The sequence below is a fragment of the Streptomyces roseus genome, assembly GCF_001044425.1.
Classification (GTDB): Bacteria; Actinomycetota; Actinomycetes; order Streptomycetales; family Streptomycetaceae; genus Streptomyces; species Streptomyces roseus.
Genome location: NZ_LFML01000093.1, coordinates 1 through 16,133, shown reverse-complemented (window position 1 = coordinate 16,133; position 16,133 = coordinate 1). Strand labels below are relative to the sequence as shown.

At 69.8% G+C, this 16,133-nt stretch carries 17 protein-coding genes and 2 pseudogenes; 7 read left to right on the top strand and 12 right to left on the bottom strand.

Annotated features, from left to right (window positions below; genetic code table 11):
- Positions 1 to 92: 92 nt before the first annotated feature.
- Positions 93 to 617, bottom strand: coding sequence for a hypothetical protein (locus ACS04_RS35410; protein ID WP_053080895.1), 525 nt, complete (start codon positions 615 to 617; stop codon positions 93 to 95).
- 169 nt (positions 618 to 786) lie between these two features.
- Here ACS04_RS35410 and ACS04_RS22490 point away from each other — a divergent pair, with 169 nt between their 5' ends.
- The gene (locus tag ACS04_RS22490; protein ID WP_048478516.1) at positions 787 to 978 is read left to right on the top strand and encodes a hypothetical protein; all 192 of its coding nucleotides are present in this window, start codon (positions 787 to 789) and stop codon (positions 976 to 978) included.
- 148 nt (positions 979 to 1,126) lie between these two features.
- Here the strand turns inward: ACS04_RS22490 and ACS04_RS22485 are convergent.
- The 8 genes and pseudogenes from ACS04_RS22485 to ACS04_RS22450 all read right to left on the bottom strand — a co-directional run.
- Positions 1,127 to 1,414: pseudogene (locus ACS04_RS22485) on the bottom strand (HNH endonuclease); the annotation flags it as partial.
- A gap of 71 nt (positions 1,415 to 1,485) precedes the next feature.
- A complete protein-coding gene (locus ACS04_RS22480) occupies positions 1,486 to 2,754 on the bottom strand; it encodes an ankyrin repeat domain-containing protein (RefSeq protein WP_158977434.1) in 1,269 nt (422 codons plus the stop codon).
- A gap of 109 nt (positions 2,755 to 2,863) precedes the next feature.
- Positions 2,864 to 4,846: a hypothetical protein gene (locus ACS04_RS22475; RefSeq protein ID WP_048478515.1), complete on the bottom strand. Its 1,983-nt coding sequence runs from the start codon at positions 4,844 to 4,846 to the stop codon at positions 2,864 to 2,866.
- Positions 4,843 to 5,178, bottom strand: coding sequence for a helix-turn-helix domain-containing protein (locus tag ACS04_RS22470; protein ID WP_048478514.1), 336 nt, complete (start codon positions 5,176 to 5,178; stop codon positions 4,843 to 4,845). Before ACS04_RS22470 ends, ACS04_RS22475 begins: the two co-directional genes overlap by 4 nt.
- Complete coding sequence (locus ACS04_RS40300) at positions 5,172 to 5,576, bottom strand: tyrosine-type recombinase/integrase (protein WP_342449515.1); 405 nt, start codon at positions 5,574 to 5,576, stop codon at positions 5,172 to 5,174. The genes ACS04_RS22470 and ACS04_RS40300 overlap by 7 nt, the downstream gene beginning before the upstream one ends.
- An 884-nt stretch (positions 5,577 to 6,460) precedes the next feature.
- The gene (locus ACS04_RS22460; protein WP_209441750.1) at positions 6,461 to 6,853 is read right to left on the bottom strand and encodes a hypothetical protein; all 393 of its coding nucleotides are present in this window, start codon (positions 6,851 to 6,853) and stop codon (positions 6,461 to 6,463) included.
- Positions 6,854 to 6,964: 111 nt separating this feature from the next.
- Positions 6,965 to 7,705 (bottom strand): helix-turn-helix domain-containing protein, encoded by a 741-nt coding sequence (locus ACS04_RS22455; RefSeq protein WP_053080893.1) that lies wholly within the window; start codon positions 7,703 to 7,705, stop codon positions 6,965 to 6,967.
- A gap of 31 nt (positions 7,706 to 7,736) precedes the next feature.
- Positions 7,737 to 8,018, bottom strand: coding sequence for a hypothetical protein (locus ACS04_RS22450; RefSeq protein ID WP_158977431.1), 282 nt, complete (start codon positions 8,016 to 8,018; stop codon positions 7,737 to 7,739).
- 1,600 nt (positions 8,019 to 9,618) lie between these two features.
- On the opposite strand from ACS04_RS22450, the gene ACS04_RS22445 reads away from it, so the two are divergent.
- Together ACS04_RS22445 and ACS04_RS22440 are read left to right on the top strand one after the other, a co-directional pair.
- Positions 9,619 to 9,948, top strand: coding sequence for a DUF6233 domain-containing protein (locus ACS04_RS22445; protein WP_048478512.1), 330 nt, complete (start codon positions 9,619 to 9,621; stop codon positions 9,946 to 9,948).
- A gap of 1,252 nt (positions 9,949 to 11,200) precedes the next feature.
- Positions 11,201 to 11,461, top strand: coding sequence for a hypothetical protein (locus ACS04_RS22440; protein ID WP_158977425.1), 261 nt, complete (start codon positions 11,201 to 11,203; stop codon positions 11,459 to 11,461).
- A 121-nt stretch (positions 11,462 to 11,582) separates the two neighbouring features.
- On the opposite strand, the gene ACS04_RS40090 is transcribed toward ACS04_RS22440, so the two are convergent.
- Positions 11,583 to 11,711 (bottom strand): hypothetical protein, encoded by a 129-nt coding sequence (locus tag ACS04_RS40090; RefSeq protein WP_280921023.1) that lies wholly within the window; start codon positions 11,709 to 11,711, stop codon positions 11,583 to 11,585.
- A 14-nt stretch (positions 11,712 to 11,725) separates the two neighbouring features.
- On the opposite strand from ACS04_RS40090, the gene istB reads away from it, so the two are divergent.
- Together istB and ACS04_RS22430 are read left to right on the top strand one after the other, a co-directional pair.
- The gene (istB, locus tag ACS04_RS22435; protein ID WP_048478511.1) at positions 11,726 to 12,460 is read left to right on the top strand and encodes an IS21-like element helper ATPase IstB; all 735 of its coding nucleotides are present in this window, start codon (positions 11,726 to 11,728) and stop codon (positions 12,458 to 12,460) included.
- Positions 12,461 to 12,486: 26 nt separating this feature from the next.
- A complete protein-coding gene (locus tag ACS04_RS22430) occupies positions 12,487 to 13,083 on the top strand; it encodes a hypothetical protein (RefSeq protein ID WP_048478553.1) in 597 nt (198 codons plus the stop codon).
- Positions 13,084 to 13,161: 78 nt separating this feature from the next.
- Here ACS04_RS22430 and ACS04_RS36515 read toward each other — a convergent pair.
- Positions 13,162 to 13,302 (bottom strand): annotated as a pseudogene (locus ACS04_RS36515) (IS5/IS1182 family transposase); the annotation flags it as partial.
- Between the two features lie 43 nt (positions 13,303 to 13,345).
- Positions 13,346 to 13,960: a hypothetical protein gene (locus ACS04_RS22425; protein WP_245236497.1), complete on the bottom strand. Its 615-nt coding sequence runs from the start codon at positions 13,958 to 13,960 to the stop codon at positions 13,346 to 13,348.
- Between the two features lie 221 nt (positions 13,961 to 14,181).
- Between ACS04_RS22425 and ACS04_RS22420 the strand changes: the two genes are divergently transcribed.
- Entirely contained in the window at positions 14,182 to 15,660 is a 1,479-nt protein-coding gene (locus ACS04_RS22420; protein WP_107438664.1) for an NF041680 family putative transposase, read from the top strand.
- A gap of 49 nt (positions 15,661 to 15,709) precedes the next feature.
- Complete coding sequence (locus ACS04_RS22415; protein WP_048478509.1) at positions 15,710 to 16,036, top strand: hypothetical protein; 327 nt, start codon at positions 15,710 to 15,712, stop codon at positions 16,034 to 16,036.
- The last annotated feature ends 97 nt before the right edge of the window (positions 16,037 to 16,133 follow it).

Here is a 16,133-nt window from a genome sequence, read left to right as displayed (position 1 = left end):
CGGAACGACAGAAGGGCAGTGCAGCGGCAGCCCTGATCAGCGAAGGGCTACACGGCAAGGGTTGGCCGGGGGCTTTGCAACGGTGGTCACCGCTATACGTGGCGGGCGTAGCGTTCGTGGGCGGATTGGCGTGTGCAGCCCAGCGCGGTGCCAATCGCCTCCCAGGAGACCATCGCCTGCCGGGCCGTACGGACCGTGGCGAGGGCGAGCGTGGGGGCGGTGTCCTGGAGGCGGGCGGCGGCGCGCAGTGCGGTTACCGGGCTCGTCTTCGCAAGTTCGGTGATCCGGTCCTGGAGGGAGGTGAGTAGCTGTTCGACGTCGCGGGGGATGAGGCCTTCGGTGGTGGTGACGTGGTATTCCCAGTCCGCGAACGGTCCGGTTCTCGCCTCCTCGCCCTCGGTCGCCGTGACATCACTCCACACGACCGGGGTGGCCTCCGCGCGCCAGCCGCATCCGCAGGCGCTTTTCACCGCGGCAACGCGTTCGGAGACGGTGCCGTCGCTGTCCCACCACGCGGTACTCCCGCCCAAAGCCTCCACCGGCAGCGCTTCACTGCCATCGCCCAAAACCGCGACGACCGAACCCTCATGACGGCCCGTCTCATCCACCCACACCATGCCCCGCACTCCTCTCACACCTTCAGCGATGTCAGGACTCCCTGACACCATCACCATGTCAGGGAATCCTGACGAGCAGTGGCGCTTTCCGTGAACCGGTACGCCCGACAGCTCCAGGTCGAACCGCCGCCGGGGGTGACCGGCGGGGGCGCCGGCCGTTGTTGCGGGTATGGACGAGACCCTGGACCTGCTGGACACACTCCTCGACGGGGTGAGCGAGCCACGGCTGAAACTGATCAGCGCAGACGAGGCACGCGCCCTGATCGTGCTCCTCGGGCTGCTCGAAGAAGGCGACCACGGCAAAGACGTACGCCGGGCCGCGGGCGACATGCGTTTCCGCCTCGGATCCCGCCTCCCCTGACCCGAATCACCGCACACCAGCCAGCGTTCTCCCGGCGCCAGCCTCACCGGCGACGCCCCCCGTATCGGATGCGAGCGGCCAGCCCCGCTCGAAGAACGGAGCCCCGACACCGAGGAGGAGTCGGGGCTCTCATCCTGTCCGGCGGCGGCTACGGAGCAGGGGTGAACTCCACCTCGGTGCCACCGCATCCAGCCGCGATGTCCAGCAGGCGCTCGCGCTCCAGCTCGTCGACGGCCAGGCCCCAGCGGAGCTTGGTCGCCGTCCACTCCGCCCCATACCGGCACAGCGCAACCGGCGCCGGCGGCAGCCATTCGGCCGGGTCCTGGTCCGCCTTCGACCGGTTCGAACGGGCCGTCACCGCGACCAGGGAGGACAGCTGGCCCTGATCGTTCGCGTAGGCCTCACGCCGCGCAGCCGTCCAGGCACTGGCGCCAGCTGGCGGGGAGCGTCATTCGAACCGTGCGGTATACCACGGTTCGGAGCAGCTGATGGGCACAGGCGGAGACGTCAGCGGTGGTCGCGGCGCCACTCATAACGCCACACCTCGTCGAGGTAGCTCTCCTCTTCCAGGGAACCGCGCTGCGGCGGGCCGAGAAGGCGTGCTGCTTCCACGCACCGTTCGTCGTCGTGGAGGGCAAGCCCGTAGACGGCAGCCAGCTGGACCAGACGGTCCGTGTCGTCCAGCACAGCTGCCATGGCGTCCGCGAACACGGGATCGTGGTCCCTGCCCCCGGCAACCACGCGGCAGGCGGTTTGCCGTACCACCGCGTCCGGATCGGCCATCAGCCCCAGCAACGCCGTGCGGGCATCGCCGGAAAAGACCGGCGGTGAGGTCAAAGCACTGAGCCCTTGCGCCACCGCACGCCGTACCCGGGCATCGGGATGGCCGACGTGGGGCAGAAGGGCCGCCTCCGCGTGGGGGTCGCTGTGTTCGCCAAGAGCGACCAGCACTTCGGTGAGGACGGCGACGTCCGTCTCCGCCGCCGCCCAGTCGGTGAACAGGTCCAGAGCGGGACCAGCGAACGCGTCCTCGTCGCTGTCGTCGAACAGATGAATAAGGCGGAGCACCTCGGCACCGAACAATCGGCGGGATGGGTCCGGGCTCGTACGCAGTGCCGCCGCAGCGGTCCAGGTCGCCTCCTCTCGCCGTCCACCCAGCTGAAGGCTGGCACGGCTCCACGTTGCATGGTCCTGCTGATCGACCTGGGCCAACGCGCGGTCCATGAGCTCCTCGAACGAGGTGCGTACCCCGAGGAGTTCCTCGACGTACGTGAGGATCGCCCCATGGCCGTCCCGCACAGTCATGCCACCAAGGGTGAACTCGACGACGCTGTCGTACTCGCCGTCTTGAACCGGCGTACGGCCGACGGCATCCCGAGATCCGGTACGGCGGCGCAGCTCGGCCTCAACCCCCGTCTCGTGCCAGCGGCGCGCGAGGTCCCGTGCCTCCAGAAGTTCGATCTCGGGATACCTGCCGCGGATCTCGTGGTCCAGGAGCGCCTCGAACAGAGCGGGCGAACCCGAGTCGACCGCCTCACTCAGGGGGATGAGGTCATCGGGGCGGCTCTTGCCCGAATCCGCACCGCACTGGAGCAGCAGTTGGGCGATGCGCCCGGCGTGCATCCGGACGGCCAGGCAGAACGCGGCGTCCAGGTAGTCGGAGTCGCTGTGCTCGTGGAGAAGGATCCTCACCAGGTCCGTGTCTCCAGCCTGGACCGCGGAGATCAGGGAGGACTGGCCGTCCACCGCATTGCTCGTACCCTTACCCACGCCCATGGTCCTGTTCCCCCGTAGCGTTCTCGCGGACCAGTGTAGATCTGCCGAAATCGGCCCGACGGGGCGGATAGCAGCCACCATGGTCTGGCGGACTTGCCTGACGACCGAATCAGGGCCTGGGGTATGGAGGCCCATCGGTAAGGGCACGCTGGCGTGCTTGGATGTAGGCGGTCCAGTCGGTGGCGGCGCGGCGACGCCACTGGACGGCCGTGATCGGGTGAAGGCCGAGCATCGGGCCGAGGACCGCGGGCGGCAGGTCGCACGCGAGGGCCACCAGGGCGGTGGTCCGGGCGGGCCGGTTGGGGATGTGACAGGCGGCCAGGCGTCGGCTGAGGGCCGCGGCGGAGATGTGGGCACCGGGCAGGTGGCCGGGGAACAGCCAGCCGGCACTCGTGTTCGCGGCCCAGCCCTGGGGAGCGGGGCGGTCGGCGAGGGTGGTCAAGAGGTCGGCCAGGGTGGTGGGCAGCGGGATCGGGGTCCGGCCCAGGGTGAGGAACATCGTCCCGTCGTGGTTGGTCAGGGCGGTGATGGGCAGTGCTGTGATCCGGGTGAGGTGTTGACCGAACAGCAGGAGGATCGCGCCGGCGACCCGGACGTCGAGGTCGAGGCGGGTGTCGGTGAGGCACTTGTGGAGGAGGTCCCAGTGGGAGTCCTCGTCCAGGCCGACCGGGTCGGCCTTCGGGCGGTGCGGCACGAGGAGGTCGCGGGCGTGGTGGCGGCGGTGGGCCCAGACGACGAAGTCGCGAACCTCGTAGCGGGTACCTGGGTTGGCCGCGAGCCAGACGTCGAGTCGGCCTTGGTCGAGGGTGGCGATGGTCAGGCCATGGCCGGCAGTCGTGGTGAGGAGTTCGGCGGCGAGGTTGATGCGGGTGTAGGCCCAGCGGATCGGGTGCTTGACCCCGCCGGCCCGGGCGGCCTGGTGGCGTCTGGCGCGGGGCAGCAGGGACCAGCGGACGTAGGCGCGGAGCAGGGAGCCGTGCTCGGGGTGGCGGGCGACGGTCCGTTCCAGGTGCCGGTCGATCCGCACCGTGAGTTCGTCCCGGGGATCCATGACCTGGTAGGCGGTCAGCAGGCCGCGCAGGTACTCGGCGGTCATCGCCGTACCTCGGCCGTCGATCGTGGCGTCGAGGTCGGTATGGGAGAGAGAGCGGCCGGTGGTCATGAGGTCGCGCAGGAGGCGGGCGGAGCGGGAGCCGCGCAGCCAGTTCAGGACCGTTCCAGCATCCGGGGCCTGAGCCAGCGCAGCCCGCATCGCCGCGAGCGACCCCGTGCCCGCCGCGTCGGGTACGTCGGTGAACAGGTCCTCCAGGTGGTCGGCAACGGCGCAGCGGTCGCAGAGTCGGCCGACCTTGTAAGAGCGCGGTCCAGCGCAGCGTTCGCAGGCGTAGGGGTCGGGGACGCCGGCGCAGGGCCCGCAGACCCGGCGGTGCTCGGCGCGGCCGATCAGTACCCGGGTCCGGCCACAGTCCGGGCAGGGCAGGGGGTGGCTGCGGGCGGTCCGGTAGCAGGGGGTGCAGACGGGGCCGAGCGGCCAGCGTGCGGTGACGGGGGCGCTGGTGTGGCAGAGGGCGCACAGGGCCGGGGGCCGGGGGCGGCAGTTCGAGCAGGGGTCCAGCTCGGCCGGTTTGCCGCACGTCGAGCAGTTTCGGGTCGCCGCGATCTGCCGGCGGCGGCATGCGGCGCAGGTGTCCCGACTCGGCCGGGGTCCGGTCTTCCCACAGCTCGTGCAGGGGCCGATATTGCCGCGGGCGGCGAGGATGCCCTCGCAGCCGAGACAGACCCGGCCACCCGGTACGGCTCGGCGCAGCGGCCGGACGCGTCCGCAACGCAGGCAGGCCGGGGCCCGCACTCCGGTGACCCCGTGCTCGGCCAAGGTGGTTATGAGGGCCTGGACAGAGCGGGGTGCGGCGGAATCGCCGCTGACCAGGGCGTCGGGGTGGGTGGTGAGGTGGGCCCGGATGCGGCCGCGGGCGGATGGGGTCAGGTCGGCGACGATCCGGGCCGCGTCCGGATCGGCAAGGTCGGGGAGGGACGCGGTCATCAGGCGGGCGAGTTCCCGCCAGGTGTCCGGGGCGGAGGCGGGGGCAGTCATCGTTCTCCCGGTCGGGTCAGGCGTACGCGGCGTGCCGGCGGGGCCTTCGCGGCGTTGGTGGTCTCGCCGGTCGCGGTCGGCTTGGCGACCTGGACACGGGTCTCGGTAACGGTGATCAGGTCGGCCGGGGTGACGTGGAGGATCGAGCAGAGCGCGGCCAGCACGTCCATCGACAGCCTCTGCGGGACCTGGGCGACGAGGCGGTAGACCTGCTCGCGGGAGAGATGGATCCCGTGCTCAGCCAGGGCCGGGATCAGATCGGTGGTCTGGAACATGTCCCGCTCGGCCATCAGCCGGCGCAGGTTCCACACGATCCCCATGCGCTTCACCACGAAAGCGCCACCTCCTTCTTCGTGCCGGGCTCCAGCCGTCGCCGCAGCGCGCTCTCGATCAGCCGGTTGCGGTACTCGTCGGACACCCACGTGTACAAGGCCGTCGTCGAGCCGTAGGCGTGTCCGACCTGCTGCTGCACGAACCGCTCCGGATACCCGAACTCCACGAGGTGCGTGATGTAGGTGTGCCGCAGGCAGTGCAGGTCCAGCTCGCCCGGCAGCCCGGCGCGCTCGCGCACCGCGGCGAACACCTCGTCCAGGCGCCGCGCCCCGATCCGGCCGCGCCGCTCCGTCACCCACAACGCCGGATGCCGCCCCGGAGAGAAGCCGGGCCTCACCTCGGCCACCCACTCCTCGACGAGGGGGACGATCCACTCGACCTCCGGGACCGTCAGCACCGTCCGCCGCTTCGGTGGACTCCCCCGCGAGGCCTTCCCGAAACGCACCTCCACCGCACCCACCCGCCCGTACTGCGGCGCCCGCGGATTCCGCCGTAGGTCGGCCAGATCCAGCGTCCGTCTCCCGGCGCCGCGTCCCGTAGGCGTAGACCTGCTTGAGGAGGATCGCGTCCCGCCACGCCGCGAGCACCCCCTTGCGCTGCTTCCGGCGGGTCTCCTCGACCCGATCGTCAGCGGCGTCGAAGAACGTCTGGAGCTCGTCGAACGTCAGCGCCCGCCGCCCCGGCCGGCCCTCGTACTCGACGACGTGAGCCGCGGTGTTCCAGTCGTGACACACCTGGACCGGGAACCGGCCGAACTCCTGTGAGCAGGCCGCCGCCCAGCCGTACCGCGCATCGGTGATGAACGCACAGAACGACTCAATGTCGCCCTGCTGCCCCCGCACCGTCGACCACACGAGCTCGCCGCGCGCGAGCCGGGCGGCGAAGTACGCCTCGACGTCCTCAGGGGTCCAGTCCCATGGGTAAGTGCCGGCGAACTCGGCGAACCGACGCACCAGACTGAGCCGGTCGGTGATCGTCTTCCTCGTCAGCAGCCGGCTGCGCTGCTGCTGTTCCCACCCGGTCAGCATCGCGGTGAACATCGCCGCCTCCGGATCCAACGCGGCCACATTCGCCGCCCGCACGAGCCGGATCGCCCCCGGCAGACTCGCCCCGCTCAACGCCACCTCCGAGAGTTGCATCAGATGCAACATCGTGGCGTCGAGTGCGCCGTCGCAGGCCAGAACGCACCTACCGTCACCTCAACGAGCGACAACCCCGTTCCCTACCTGCCCCAGGCCGTCAGCCCGCGGGAGCAGAATGATGCATCGAGCCCAACTCCGCCTACTTGCTGTCCCACGCCTCCGCGAGCGGGACCATGTGGTCAATGTCCAGCTTGGAGGCCTCGGTGACGGTCGTGTCGTCGTAATACGACCACCACACCCCACCCGTCAGCGCGCAGCCCGGACCGATCTCCGGATACTCCACCGCCTCCGACAGCAGTACCTCCGCCCTCGTGTTGCAGCCGTCCGCGGGGATCTCGCCGGCGTTCCAGTGCTTGAACGAGGTCCGCTGATAGCCCGTGCGGTTCTCAATGGCGAGCGGGAGCGCGGAGACCGCGGCCCCCATCGGCAGGACCTGCGGAACCACCGCCGGCTGTTCCGCGGCGTGCGCAGTGGTGGGAAGGGACAGGGCGAGAGCAGCGGCCGCCATGACGGCTCGCATCATGATCACCACGAAGGCGGTTCCACCGGCCTCACGCGCCCGAAGGCAGGCCCCGGGCTGGCAGTTCACCCGCCCGGGGCGACCGGTTCACCGGCGAAACGCCACTGCACCCACTCCCGTGCGTTACCCCGCCACGGTCTCCGCCAGGCGCACAGCGAGGCGTAGATCGTCCCGCGCCTTCTGCGGCGGCCGGACGAAGCGCTGGTTTCCTCTGCCGTCCACCACCGGGTGACTGTCGGCCGGGCGAAGGCGCAGGGGCGCCTTCATACTCTGCGCCACCGCGTCAAACAGGGCTTCGATCCTGGAGGCACTGCGGTCCAGATCGGGGCGTCGGGTGATCTCGTGGAAGGCGAGTTCCCACTGCTCCAGCGAGCTCCCGGTCAGGCCGCAGGCGGTCAGGAAAGCGACCATCTGCTGGCGGCTGGCCGGCAAGGCCTGCCGGTTGACGATCCGGCCGGCAGAGCTGACCGGCAGCAGGTGGCGGCCACCCGCAAGCTCCCCGAGGCGCCGCAGCGAGGGCGCGCCGGCGGCCTCGTAGAAATACTCCAGCGCCGCGCTCAGCTCCCGGCGGCTGTTCATGAACTGCGGAAGGCCCGGCTTGCGGAGCTGCGCGAGCCGGCCCCGATCGGCGATCCGGGCGTCGAGCCAGAGCCTGCGCAGCCCGTCGAGCTTGCCCCCGCAAGCCGAGACGAACGTCATGACCGTCTCCTCCGAGGGGACGGACTTCCCCGACGCGGCGCGCTTGAGTGTGGCTGGCGACAGACCGGTCTCGGCGGCAAGCTCGTCGTAACTCCTGCCAGCCCGGGCACGGCACCGCCGCAGGACTTCCGCGAGTTCGCCGCGTTCGGGAATGGTGTGGTCCACGGGGAGTTCAGGGCGTCCCATGATTCCCCCCTCACCGGCCTGCGGACAGAGCAGCGCGGACCATGGCCGCCACTGTCCCGCGCCCGCCCGGCGTCAGGCTGAGAACGAGGGCCGCTCCGATCCCGCCGGCGCCGCCCAGCACCTGGAAGGCCTCCGTCATTGCTACGCCGTCCAGCCGCATCACCACGGCCAGGACCAGCACGACGGTGAACACCACGCTGCTCAGAAGCGCCTGCGGCATCGTCAGACCCGGCGCGCCGCCGCTCGGCTCCCGTCGACCACCCGAGCGGGCAGCCCCATCCTGTACAGCCATCAGCGTCCACCAATCCGGAGCGCCGACCGGCGCCCCTGAAACAGGATGAGAGGGCGCGGGACTGCGCCCTCCCGAATACGGTGACTCCGCGCCAAGTGGCGCTATCCCGGTGGTGATTGCCGTCGCGTTCCAGGACCACAAGGATGCCAGCCACCGAGCTTCCGGCCTAAGCCCTACCGATCCCAGGTAGTCCAGAATGACCGTAATTTCCTTTTGTTAGTTCACCCGTGTCCAATTGCAGATATCAGCATGCAACCAGCCTCTGGCCTGCGGTGATGCAGCCTCGAATTTCGGCGTTCCCCGGACGAGCACCCCCCCAACGCCGTGGAAAGTAGAACGAGGGACTCGTTCGTCCAGCAGCGTCCAAGCTGGGCTTGCACTTCGTGCAACCCGACAGGCACGGTGGGGACACCACTTCGCCGGGAGACCGGCGGCCCCTGAAGCCGGTGACTCCGCAGCAGGGACAACAGCAGCGCCGCGTTGCCGCGCGAGTGCCGCACACGCAGGGCCGACCCCAGGGTCGGCCCTGTTCCATTACTTGCCTCCCGTGACCGCACCTGCCGCGTCAGCCTCCCAGTGGCCGTCCAGCTCCTGCTCGCACGCCACCGCAGCCCCCATCTCGGCCGGGCCCGGCACGGACTCTGCGGCCTTCGCCAGCATCGGCTCAACCGGCGGCCTGAGCATCCCGGATCCTCCCTCACGGCGCCCCCGTCCAGGGTCGGCCAGACCAACCCGCTCCGGCCCGGCGGTGGCCGCCGCATCCACCCATCCGAGGGGCACGGCGGGGCCGTCACCACTGGTGCCGGGGGCATCTGCGGCACGGTGACGGCATGCGCCGCTGGTCCCTGCCCCTGCTCCTCGCCGCGCTGCTCGCGGCCTCTGGATGCGTCACCGTCCACCCCGCCCCCACTGGGCCCGCCGACGCTTCCCCTGTCGCGGGCCTGGCGGACCACAAACAGCCCGCCACCCCTCGGACCGTGCGGCCGGACACCAGCGCGGCACTGCCCCTCTCCCGGTTGCCCGAGCCACCCCTCGCCTCTGGACACGACAGCCCGCCCGGCCCTGCCCACCGCGAGCCAGCCAGCCCCGAGGCACTGAGCCAGAGCCGGCACACCCGGCCGACCACACCCCAGCACAGATCCGAGGAACGACAGCGCAGGGCCGCCCCGCCACAGCGCGCCGCGCAACCCAATCCCAGGAAGACCAAGGCGCGGCCGAGCCGTACGCCCGCCCGCACGACACGCCCCGCGACAGGAAGCGGGACAACCGGCATGACGGCCCTGTGCCGCGCCGCACACGGCGTGACCAACCCCGCCGTCACCTCCCTGTGCCACCAGACGTACAGCTGGTGACCTGCACACACTCGCCCACATAATCGAACATGAGATCTAATAGAAGTGCCGCCCTCCGCACCGCCCAGGAGCCCCCGATGACCACCACCCCCGACACCCCCGCCAGACCCCAGCCCGCCACCTGGGCACCGAGCCAGACCGGACCGTGTTCCCGGTGCCACGCTCCCACCTGCCGCTACGGAGTGGGCGCCTCGCCGCTCTGCCCGGCGTGCAAGGCCGCACGGCAGGCGCAGTACGGGAGCTGAGCAGTGTCCGAACTCCCGCCCGACCTCCCCCGCCTGCGCACCGTCGTCACCTACCTGCGCGGCGAACTCAACCGCGCCGAACGGGCGCTGAACACGGCGGAAGAGCGAGAGGCCCTCGCCGCGCGGCGCCGCCCGCCGACCGAGCCGCCCGCGTGGCTGATCGAGCGCGGAATCGGGGCGGGCAGGCTCCCGGTCCGCGTCCACGCCGGGGGCTGCTGGGGCAGCCGAAAACGCTGCACGGCCGTCACCATCGACCAGGCGCGGCAGGCGTTGGCGGAGGGCATACAAGCCTGCCCTCACTGTCGGCCCGACGCCGCCCTCGGCATCGAGTGAACCCCGTGCCGCCAGGCACCGCGACGGGACGCGCTCGGGGGCTATCAGGCGGTTCGCTGCTGGTCGGTGCGGGGGCGAACGCACGGTCGGCGCGGCGGCGGTGATAGACGGCCTCGGGTCGGATCCCGGCGGCAAGAGCGACCTGGCGCAGCGCGACACCGGGACGTAGAGCGCGGAAGAACGCTTCCCAGTCGTCGGTGCCGGGCGTGGGGTCCGGGGTGCGGGGGTGTGCGTGGTGGGCGGCGTCCATGACTGCGGCGAACGCGGGGTCGCGTTTGCGGCGCTGGTAGATCACTGCCGTGGTGATCCCCACCTGGGCCGCGGCGGCGGTGACCGACAGGCCGGACTCCAGGTGTTCGAGGAAGGTACGGCGGCGGTCGGGGGTGAAGCGGGGCGACCTCGCGGGCGCTGGCCGCCCGGCCCCGAGTTCATTGACCGCATCGCAGGCCCGCGCGAACACGGGATCCTCCTGGCGCCAGTGACTGGCCTTGCCGGCTCCATCAAGCAGGATCTGGGCGGCGAGGCTGGGGGTGCAACCAGAGCCAGAAGCCTGAGGTAGTCGGCCTACCCCCGGCTTCTTGCGCATCCCGTGCGGTCCGTTGTGGGGGCCTTGCCCTGCCCGGAGGCGGGCGTGATCCCGTCAATGCAGTGTCGGCGAGCTGGACGTCGGTCCAGTCGGGCGGTGCGCCGGAGCTGGCCGCAGGCCAGGGCGCGGCGGGGTGTCCGAGGAGCGCCCGGGTAAGCGAATCCCCGCCCTCGGCTGGGCTCGGCGTGGAGCTGGCCGGGATCCGAGGGCGGCATCGCAGTCCAGCGCCCACATGGATACGGCAATCCGGATCCCCTTCACTCCGATCCGGTTCCGGCCCGTCGGCGCCCGCCAGGCCGCCCGCGCCCGTACCCGGTCGGTCCACGCCCGGACACCGCGCCCGCGGCGTCCGGGCGTTGGAGCCTCGGCCGTCACCGCGTACGCCCCGCACCCCCGGCGACCGGGTGCGGCCCTTCAAGGCGTACGGCTCGGCTACGGGGCTGGTCGAGTGACTTTGAGGAAGTCGACCTCGCCGCCACTGGAACCCCTTCCATTCCGCATGGCCCGACGTCTGGCCTGCAGGCTGGAAAACTCTCACTGGGTGCGCGACTTTGAGTGACTTATGATCTACGTTCAGCTATCAAGTGGTTTGCGTCGATGCGGCCGCACGACTCTGAAAGAGGTATGCGCATGATGCGACGCATGGCGAGGGTGCTAGGGGCTTGCGTGGCGGCCGCGACGCTCGCACTCGCAGCTCCGGGCAGCGCCTACGCTGCCCACGGGTTCCTGGTCGTCGACGGTGTGGCCCACGAGGATCCGAGCGGCTGCTTCCCGCTTGGTGACTTTGTTCCGCCTGTGGTGTCCAATCACACGGATGCGATCGCGGAGGTGCACTCGGGGCCGGACTGCACGGGACAGGTCACCTGGCTCATCTATCCCGGTGAAACTTACCGACCGAACGGCAGCGGAAGCGTCTTCGTGCTCTGACGCCCCTCGGAGCCACTCAGTGGCTGGGGCACAGTCCGCCAGCTCACGAGCGAAGCCAAAGGCGAATGGCTGCCCGCAACAGCGGTGGGTAGCTCTGTTGCCGGGCCCCGGCCTCGGCGCCTCAGCGGATGAACACCGCGTCCAGCTCGGCCATCAGCACGACGGCCGGTTCGTCGAAGGTGACGAGTCCGTCCCGGACCGACCAGTCGGTTCCGGTGACCTTGGGGATCACGGGGCGGGCGTCAGGCATCGAACACCCCGCCCCTGAAGCTGGGCCTGCCTCACCTGGCCGAGGCCCTGACTCAGTACGCTCAGCGGGCTGACGAGGCCAAGATGGGTTACCTCGATTTCATCGACCTGGCCCTCTCGGAAGAACTCGCCGTCCGTAAAGACCGCCGCATCCGCACTGGTCTGCGAATCTCGAAGCTGCCGCACCACAAGACGCTGGACGACTACGACTTCTCGTTCCAGCCTGAACTCGACCCGCGCAAGGTCAAGGACCTCGCCACGTTGTCGTTCGTCGAGGCCAAGGCCAACGCTGCCCTGCTGGGGCCTCCGGGAGGGGGCAAAACACATATTGCCGTCGCTCTCGCGGTCGCGGCCTGCCGGGCTGAGTACTCGATCTACTTCACCAGCCTCGACGACATGGTCCGCAACCTCAAGGCCGCCGAGGCCACCGGGCGGCTGACCAGCAAGCTCGGCAGCTACCTGCGGCCTGCTGTTCTCGTGGTCGACGAGGTCGGCTACCAGCCCCTCGAGCGAGCTGAGGCCAACCTGGTCTTCCAAGTCATCTCAAAGCGCTACGAAAAAGGCTCCATTATCCAGACCTCGAACAAGACCTTCAGCGAATGGGGACAGGTGATCGGCGACGAGGTCCTGGCCACCGCCACCCTTGACCGCCTCCTGCACCACTGCGACGTGATCTCCATCAACGGTCCCAGCTACCGGCTCAAGAACCGGCTCGCAGCCATCGAGCGAGACCAGGAAAGCGCCGCCTGATAGTTCATATGGTCGACAATGAGCGCATGGACGTCCCTAAGCTGCTCGAATCAGCTTCTCTGCTTGTTCCGGAAGAGACCGCCACCGAGAACGACATCACGTTGCGAGACATCTGGGACTACCTCGTCCACGACGAGTGGGAGATCGCCCTGGGCCTGCTGGAGGAGCTCGGGGAGGGTCGCTCGCTCCCACTGGCGTTCTGGGAGAAGCTCGCCGACGCGGCTGAGCAGCTCCGGCTTGAGCGGAGCGCGGCCTGGTGCCATTGGCGGTGCTCCGAGATCCGTCACGGCGTGATCCGAGCGGATCTGACGCTCCGTCCTGCCGCCGAGGCACGACGCGCCACGGCAATCTCCGGCGCCGGTGTTCTGCGGCCTATGTGGGACATCGGACACCTCTCGCCCACCGGTGAACGTGCCGTCAGTATCGCCCGGCTCTGGGTTGAGGACATGCCTTATCTGGAGCCCGGCGGGCGAGCCACCGTTCGCCTCGTGCCCCTCACCCCCTCCCACTGGACGCACCTCCAGCCCGGCCGGCGGATCAACATGCACGAAGACCGAACCGTTGCCGGCACCGCAATGATCCTGGAGGTTCATCGCCCTGCCACCGCCATGCCCGCGGGATGACGTGACTGGCTCACAGCTTCCCTCACTGGTGCACATATCTCTGTACTTGGTGGAGCACTCACAGGAGTACGCCGACAGCAGGCTCCACGGTCGGCCCCTGCGGACCGCATCCGCACCCTCGCGCCGCAAGACGGTCACCAGCTTGCCGAATTGGCTCGGGCTCAGCCCCGTGAAAGGGGCTATCCAGGCAGACTCCGATGCTGCAATCACACAGGCCACACCAAGATCAGTTCATGTGGTGACCAGCAGCTGGACTCGCCTCTCACCTTCCGCTGAGCGGAGACTCCCACGTGGGGTCGTGCAGGGACCTTCTCGTGAGGTGGGCCAGCAGGTGCTCCGCCGCGTTGGAGGCAGTGTCTTGTGGCACGCCGACCACCGCCAGTGCGGAGGTGAGCCTGGCCGACGCCTCTTCTGGCACATCCGGGTCGGTAAGAAGCGGAAGCACCAGTAGGAGGCGGGCTGCCGTGTCCTGGATACCTTCGGCACCGGAGGAGGGGCTGTCGGCCATGCGGACCAGTTCACGCCACGTCAGCCCGGTACCCCTGAAATCTCCGTCCCAACTCGCGATCTGCTGAACGTAGCTCCTGCCAGGATGGGTGAGGAGATAGTCGGTGCCGTAGTCGCCGTCCAGGTTGCGGTAGACCACCACGGCTCCAGGACCGGTTTCGGCCAGCACCCGAAACACTGGCCAGCATCCGGGATCGAAGAGGACCTCGGACAGGGCATCGGCATCTGCACCGTCGTCGCCGAACCACTCCGGAACCGGCCGCTCGACACACCCCCCGTCGCTGCACATCGTCAGAAGGTAGTTCGACCAGAAGCCCGGGCAGGCCAGAAGCGACTCGCCTGCCACCAACGCGTCGGCGTCGTATCCCATGATCAGCACCCCTCAATCCTGTCACCAGCCACTGACACGGTCCGCTCCGGGATCGGCAAGGGGGAGCCGCCCAGTTACGGGACAGGTCTTAAGCTTGACGTTTTTGGTCCGCCGTCGAACTAGGCTCGAACTTGTTCGGGGTTTCCCCTGTTCACGGCGTGTCCACGGGGCCGGGGCCTGATTCTGCGGGCAGAGGTCGGCGCGGCGGTGGAGGCCGGATCGTGGAACGGGTCGAGCACGGGGTTCAACGAGACGCGTTCGCGGCGGTGACGGCGTTCCGCACCGAGCTGTACGCCTCCCTGCTCGCTCGGAGCGACGCCCTGTTCGAGCTGTGCGACGCCTTGTTGTGCACCGACGGTCCGGTTCGCACGCTCGTGGACCTGGCTCTCGCGCCGGAGCATCGGCGGGGGCACGGCGCCCTCTACGCCGGGCTGAACCAAGGCCGGATCGACGTCGCCCGGCTCCGCCGGGCCCTGGCAGGGGTGCCGCTGCCCCGCGCGGCCGACGGGCGTCTGGTGCTGGCGGTGGACGTGTCTCCGTGGCTGCGGCCGAACGCGGACACGTGCTCGGACCGGTCGTTCTGCCATACCTTCGGCCGGGGCTTGGGCAAGCACCAGATGGTGCCGGGCTGGCCGTACTCGATCGTCGCCGCGCTGGAGACCGGCCGCACCTCCTGGACTGCGCTGCTGGACGCGATCCGGCTGGAGCCCGGCGCCGACCTCGCGGCCGTCACCGCCGTCCAGGTCCGCGAGGTCGTCGAACGCCTCATCGCGGCGGGCCAGTGGCAGCGGGGTCAACCGGACGTCCTCGTCGTCCTCGATGCCGGCTACGACGCTCCCAGGATCGCGCACCTCCTGGCGGACATGCCGATCGAGGTCCTGGGCCGGCTCCGCTCGGACCGGGTCATGCGCAAGCCGGTCCCCGTTCCGTGGATCTGCCCGCCGCAGGGCGGTCGCCCGCCGAAGCACGGCGGTGAGTTCGTGTTCGGTGACCCGCAAACCTGGGGTGAGGCGGCGGCCATCACCTCGACCGCGACGGAGCGGTACGGGACCGCGACCGCGCAGGCGTGGGACCGGCTGCACCCCCGGCTGACGCGCCGGGCGGCCTGGGAAGATCACGAGGGGCCGTTGCCGATCATTGAGGGCACAGTGATCCGGTTGACCGTGGCGAAGCTGCCCAGTGGCGGGGTCAACAAGCCGGTCTGGCTCTGGTGGTCGGGGACCGGCGCCGGACCCGCGGATGTCGACCGGTGCTGGGAGGCGTTCCTGCGACGGTTCGACGTCGAGCACACTTTCCGCCTGCTCAAGCAGACCCTCGGCTGGACCCGCCCCAGGCTCCGCGACTCCGCCGCGGCCGACCGCTGGACCTGGCTCGTCCTGGCCGCCCACGCACAACTCCGCCTCGCCCGGCCGCTCGCGCGGGACCTCCGCCGGCCGTGGGAACGACCTGCGGAACCGAACAAGCTCACCCCCGCCCGAGTCCGCCGAGGGTTCAGGAACCTGCACGCGCGGACGGGCACGCCAGCCAGTGCACCGAAACCGAGCCGGCCCGGCCCCGGCCGCCCGCCCGGCTCGAAGAACAAGCGGCCCGCCACCCGCTACGACGTCGGACGCGTCCTCGCCACCGGCGAGTCCTACACCAGACCCGCACACCACAAGATCGGCACCAAACCCCGCAGAACTGGGCCACCGGCAAGCTGAGCTGCCACCCGACCTCATCGCCACGACCCCGACGCTGTTGGATAGCCGCATGGTGAGACGCAAGAAGGAGAAGAAGAAGCGGCCGGACTGGGGCATCCCGAAGGGGATCGTGCTGTTGGCGACGCCAGAGGGCTGGCGCCACAGCGTCCTCACCATGGAAGGCGGCATGCTCTGCGGGCGTCTGGACGTGCCGGTCAACACCGACCCACAAGACGCACGAGACGCGGCGGCTCAGATGGTGACGGAACTCGCCCGCGACTTCCACGACACCGACGTCGAGGTGAGCTGGGATCCTCCTCAGGAGCCCTGGTCATGGACCGCTCAGGTCGCCCTCACCGCCGGGACCGAACCGGCCGCGCTTGATGCCGAGGGTTAAATCGCAAGTTAAGAAGTCGTTTCTCTTGGTGAGAGGGCGCCGGGCATCATGACCACCGGTAGAGGTCACTGTTTGAGAGGACGAGTAAGGCAGATGT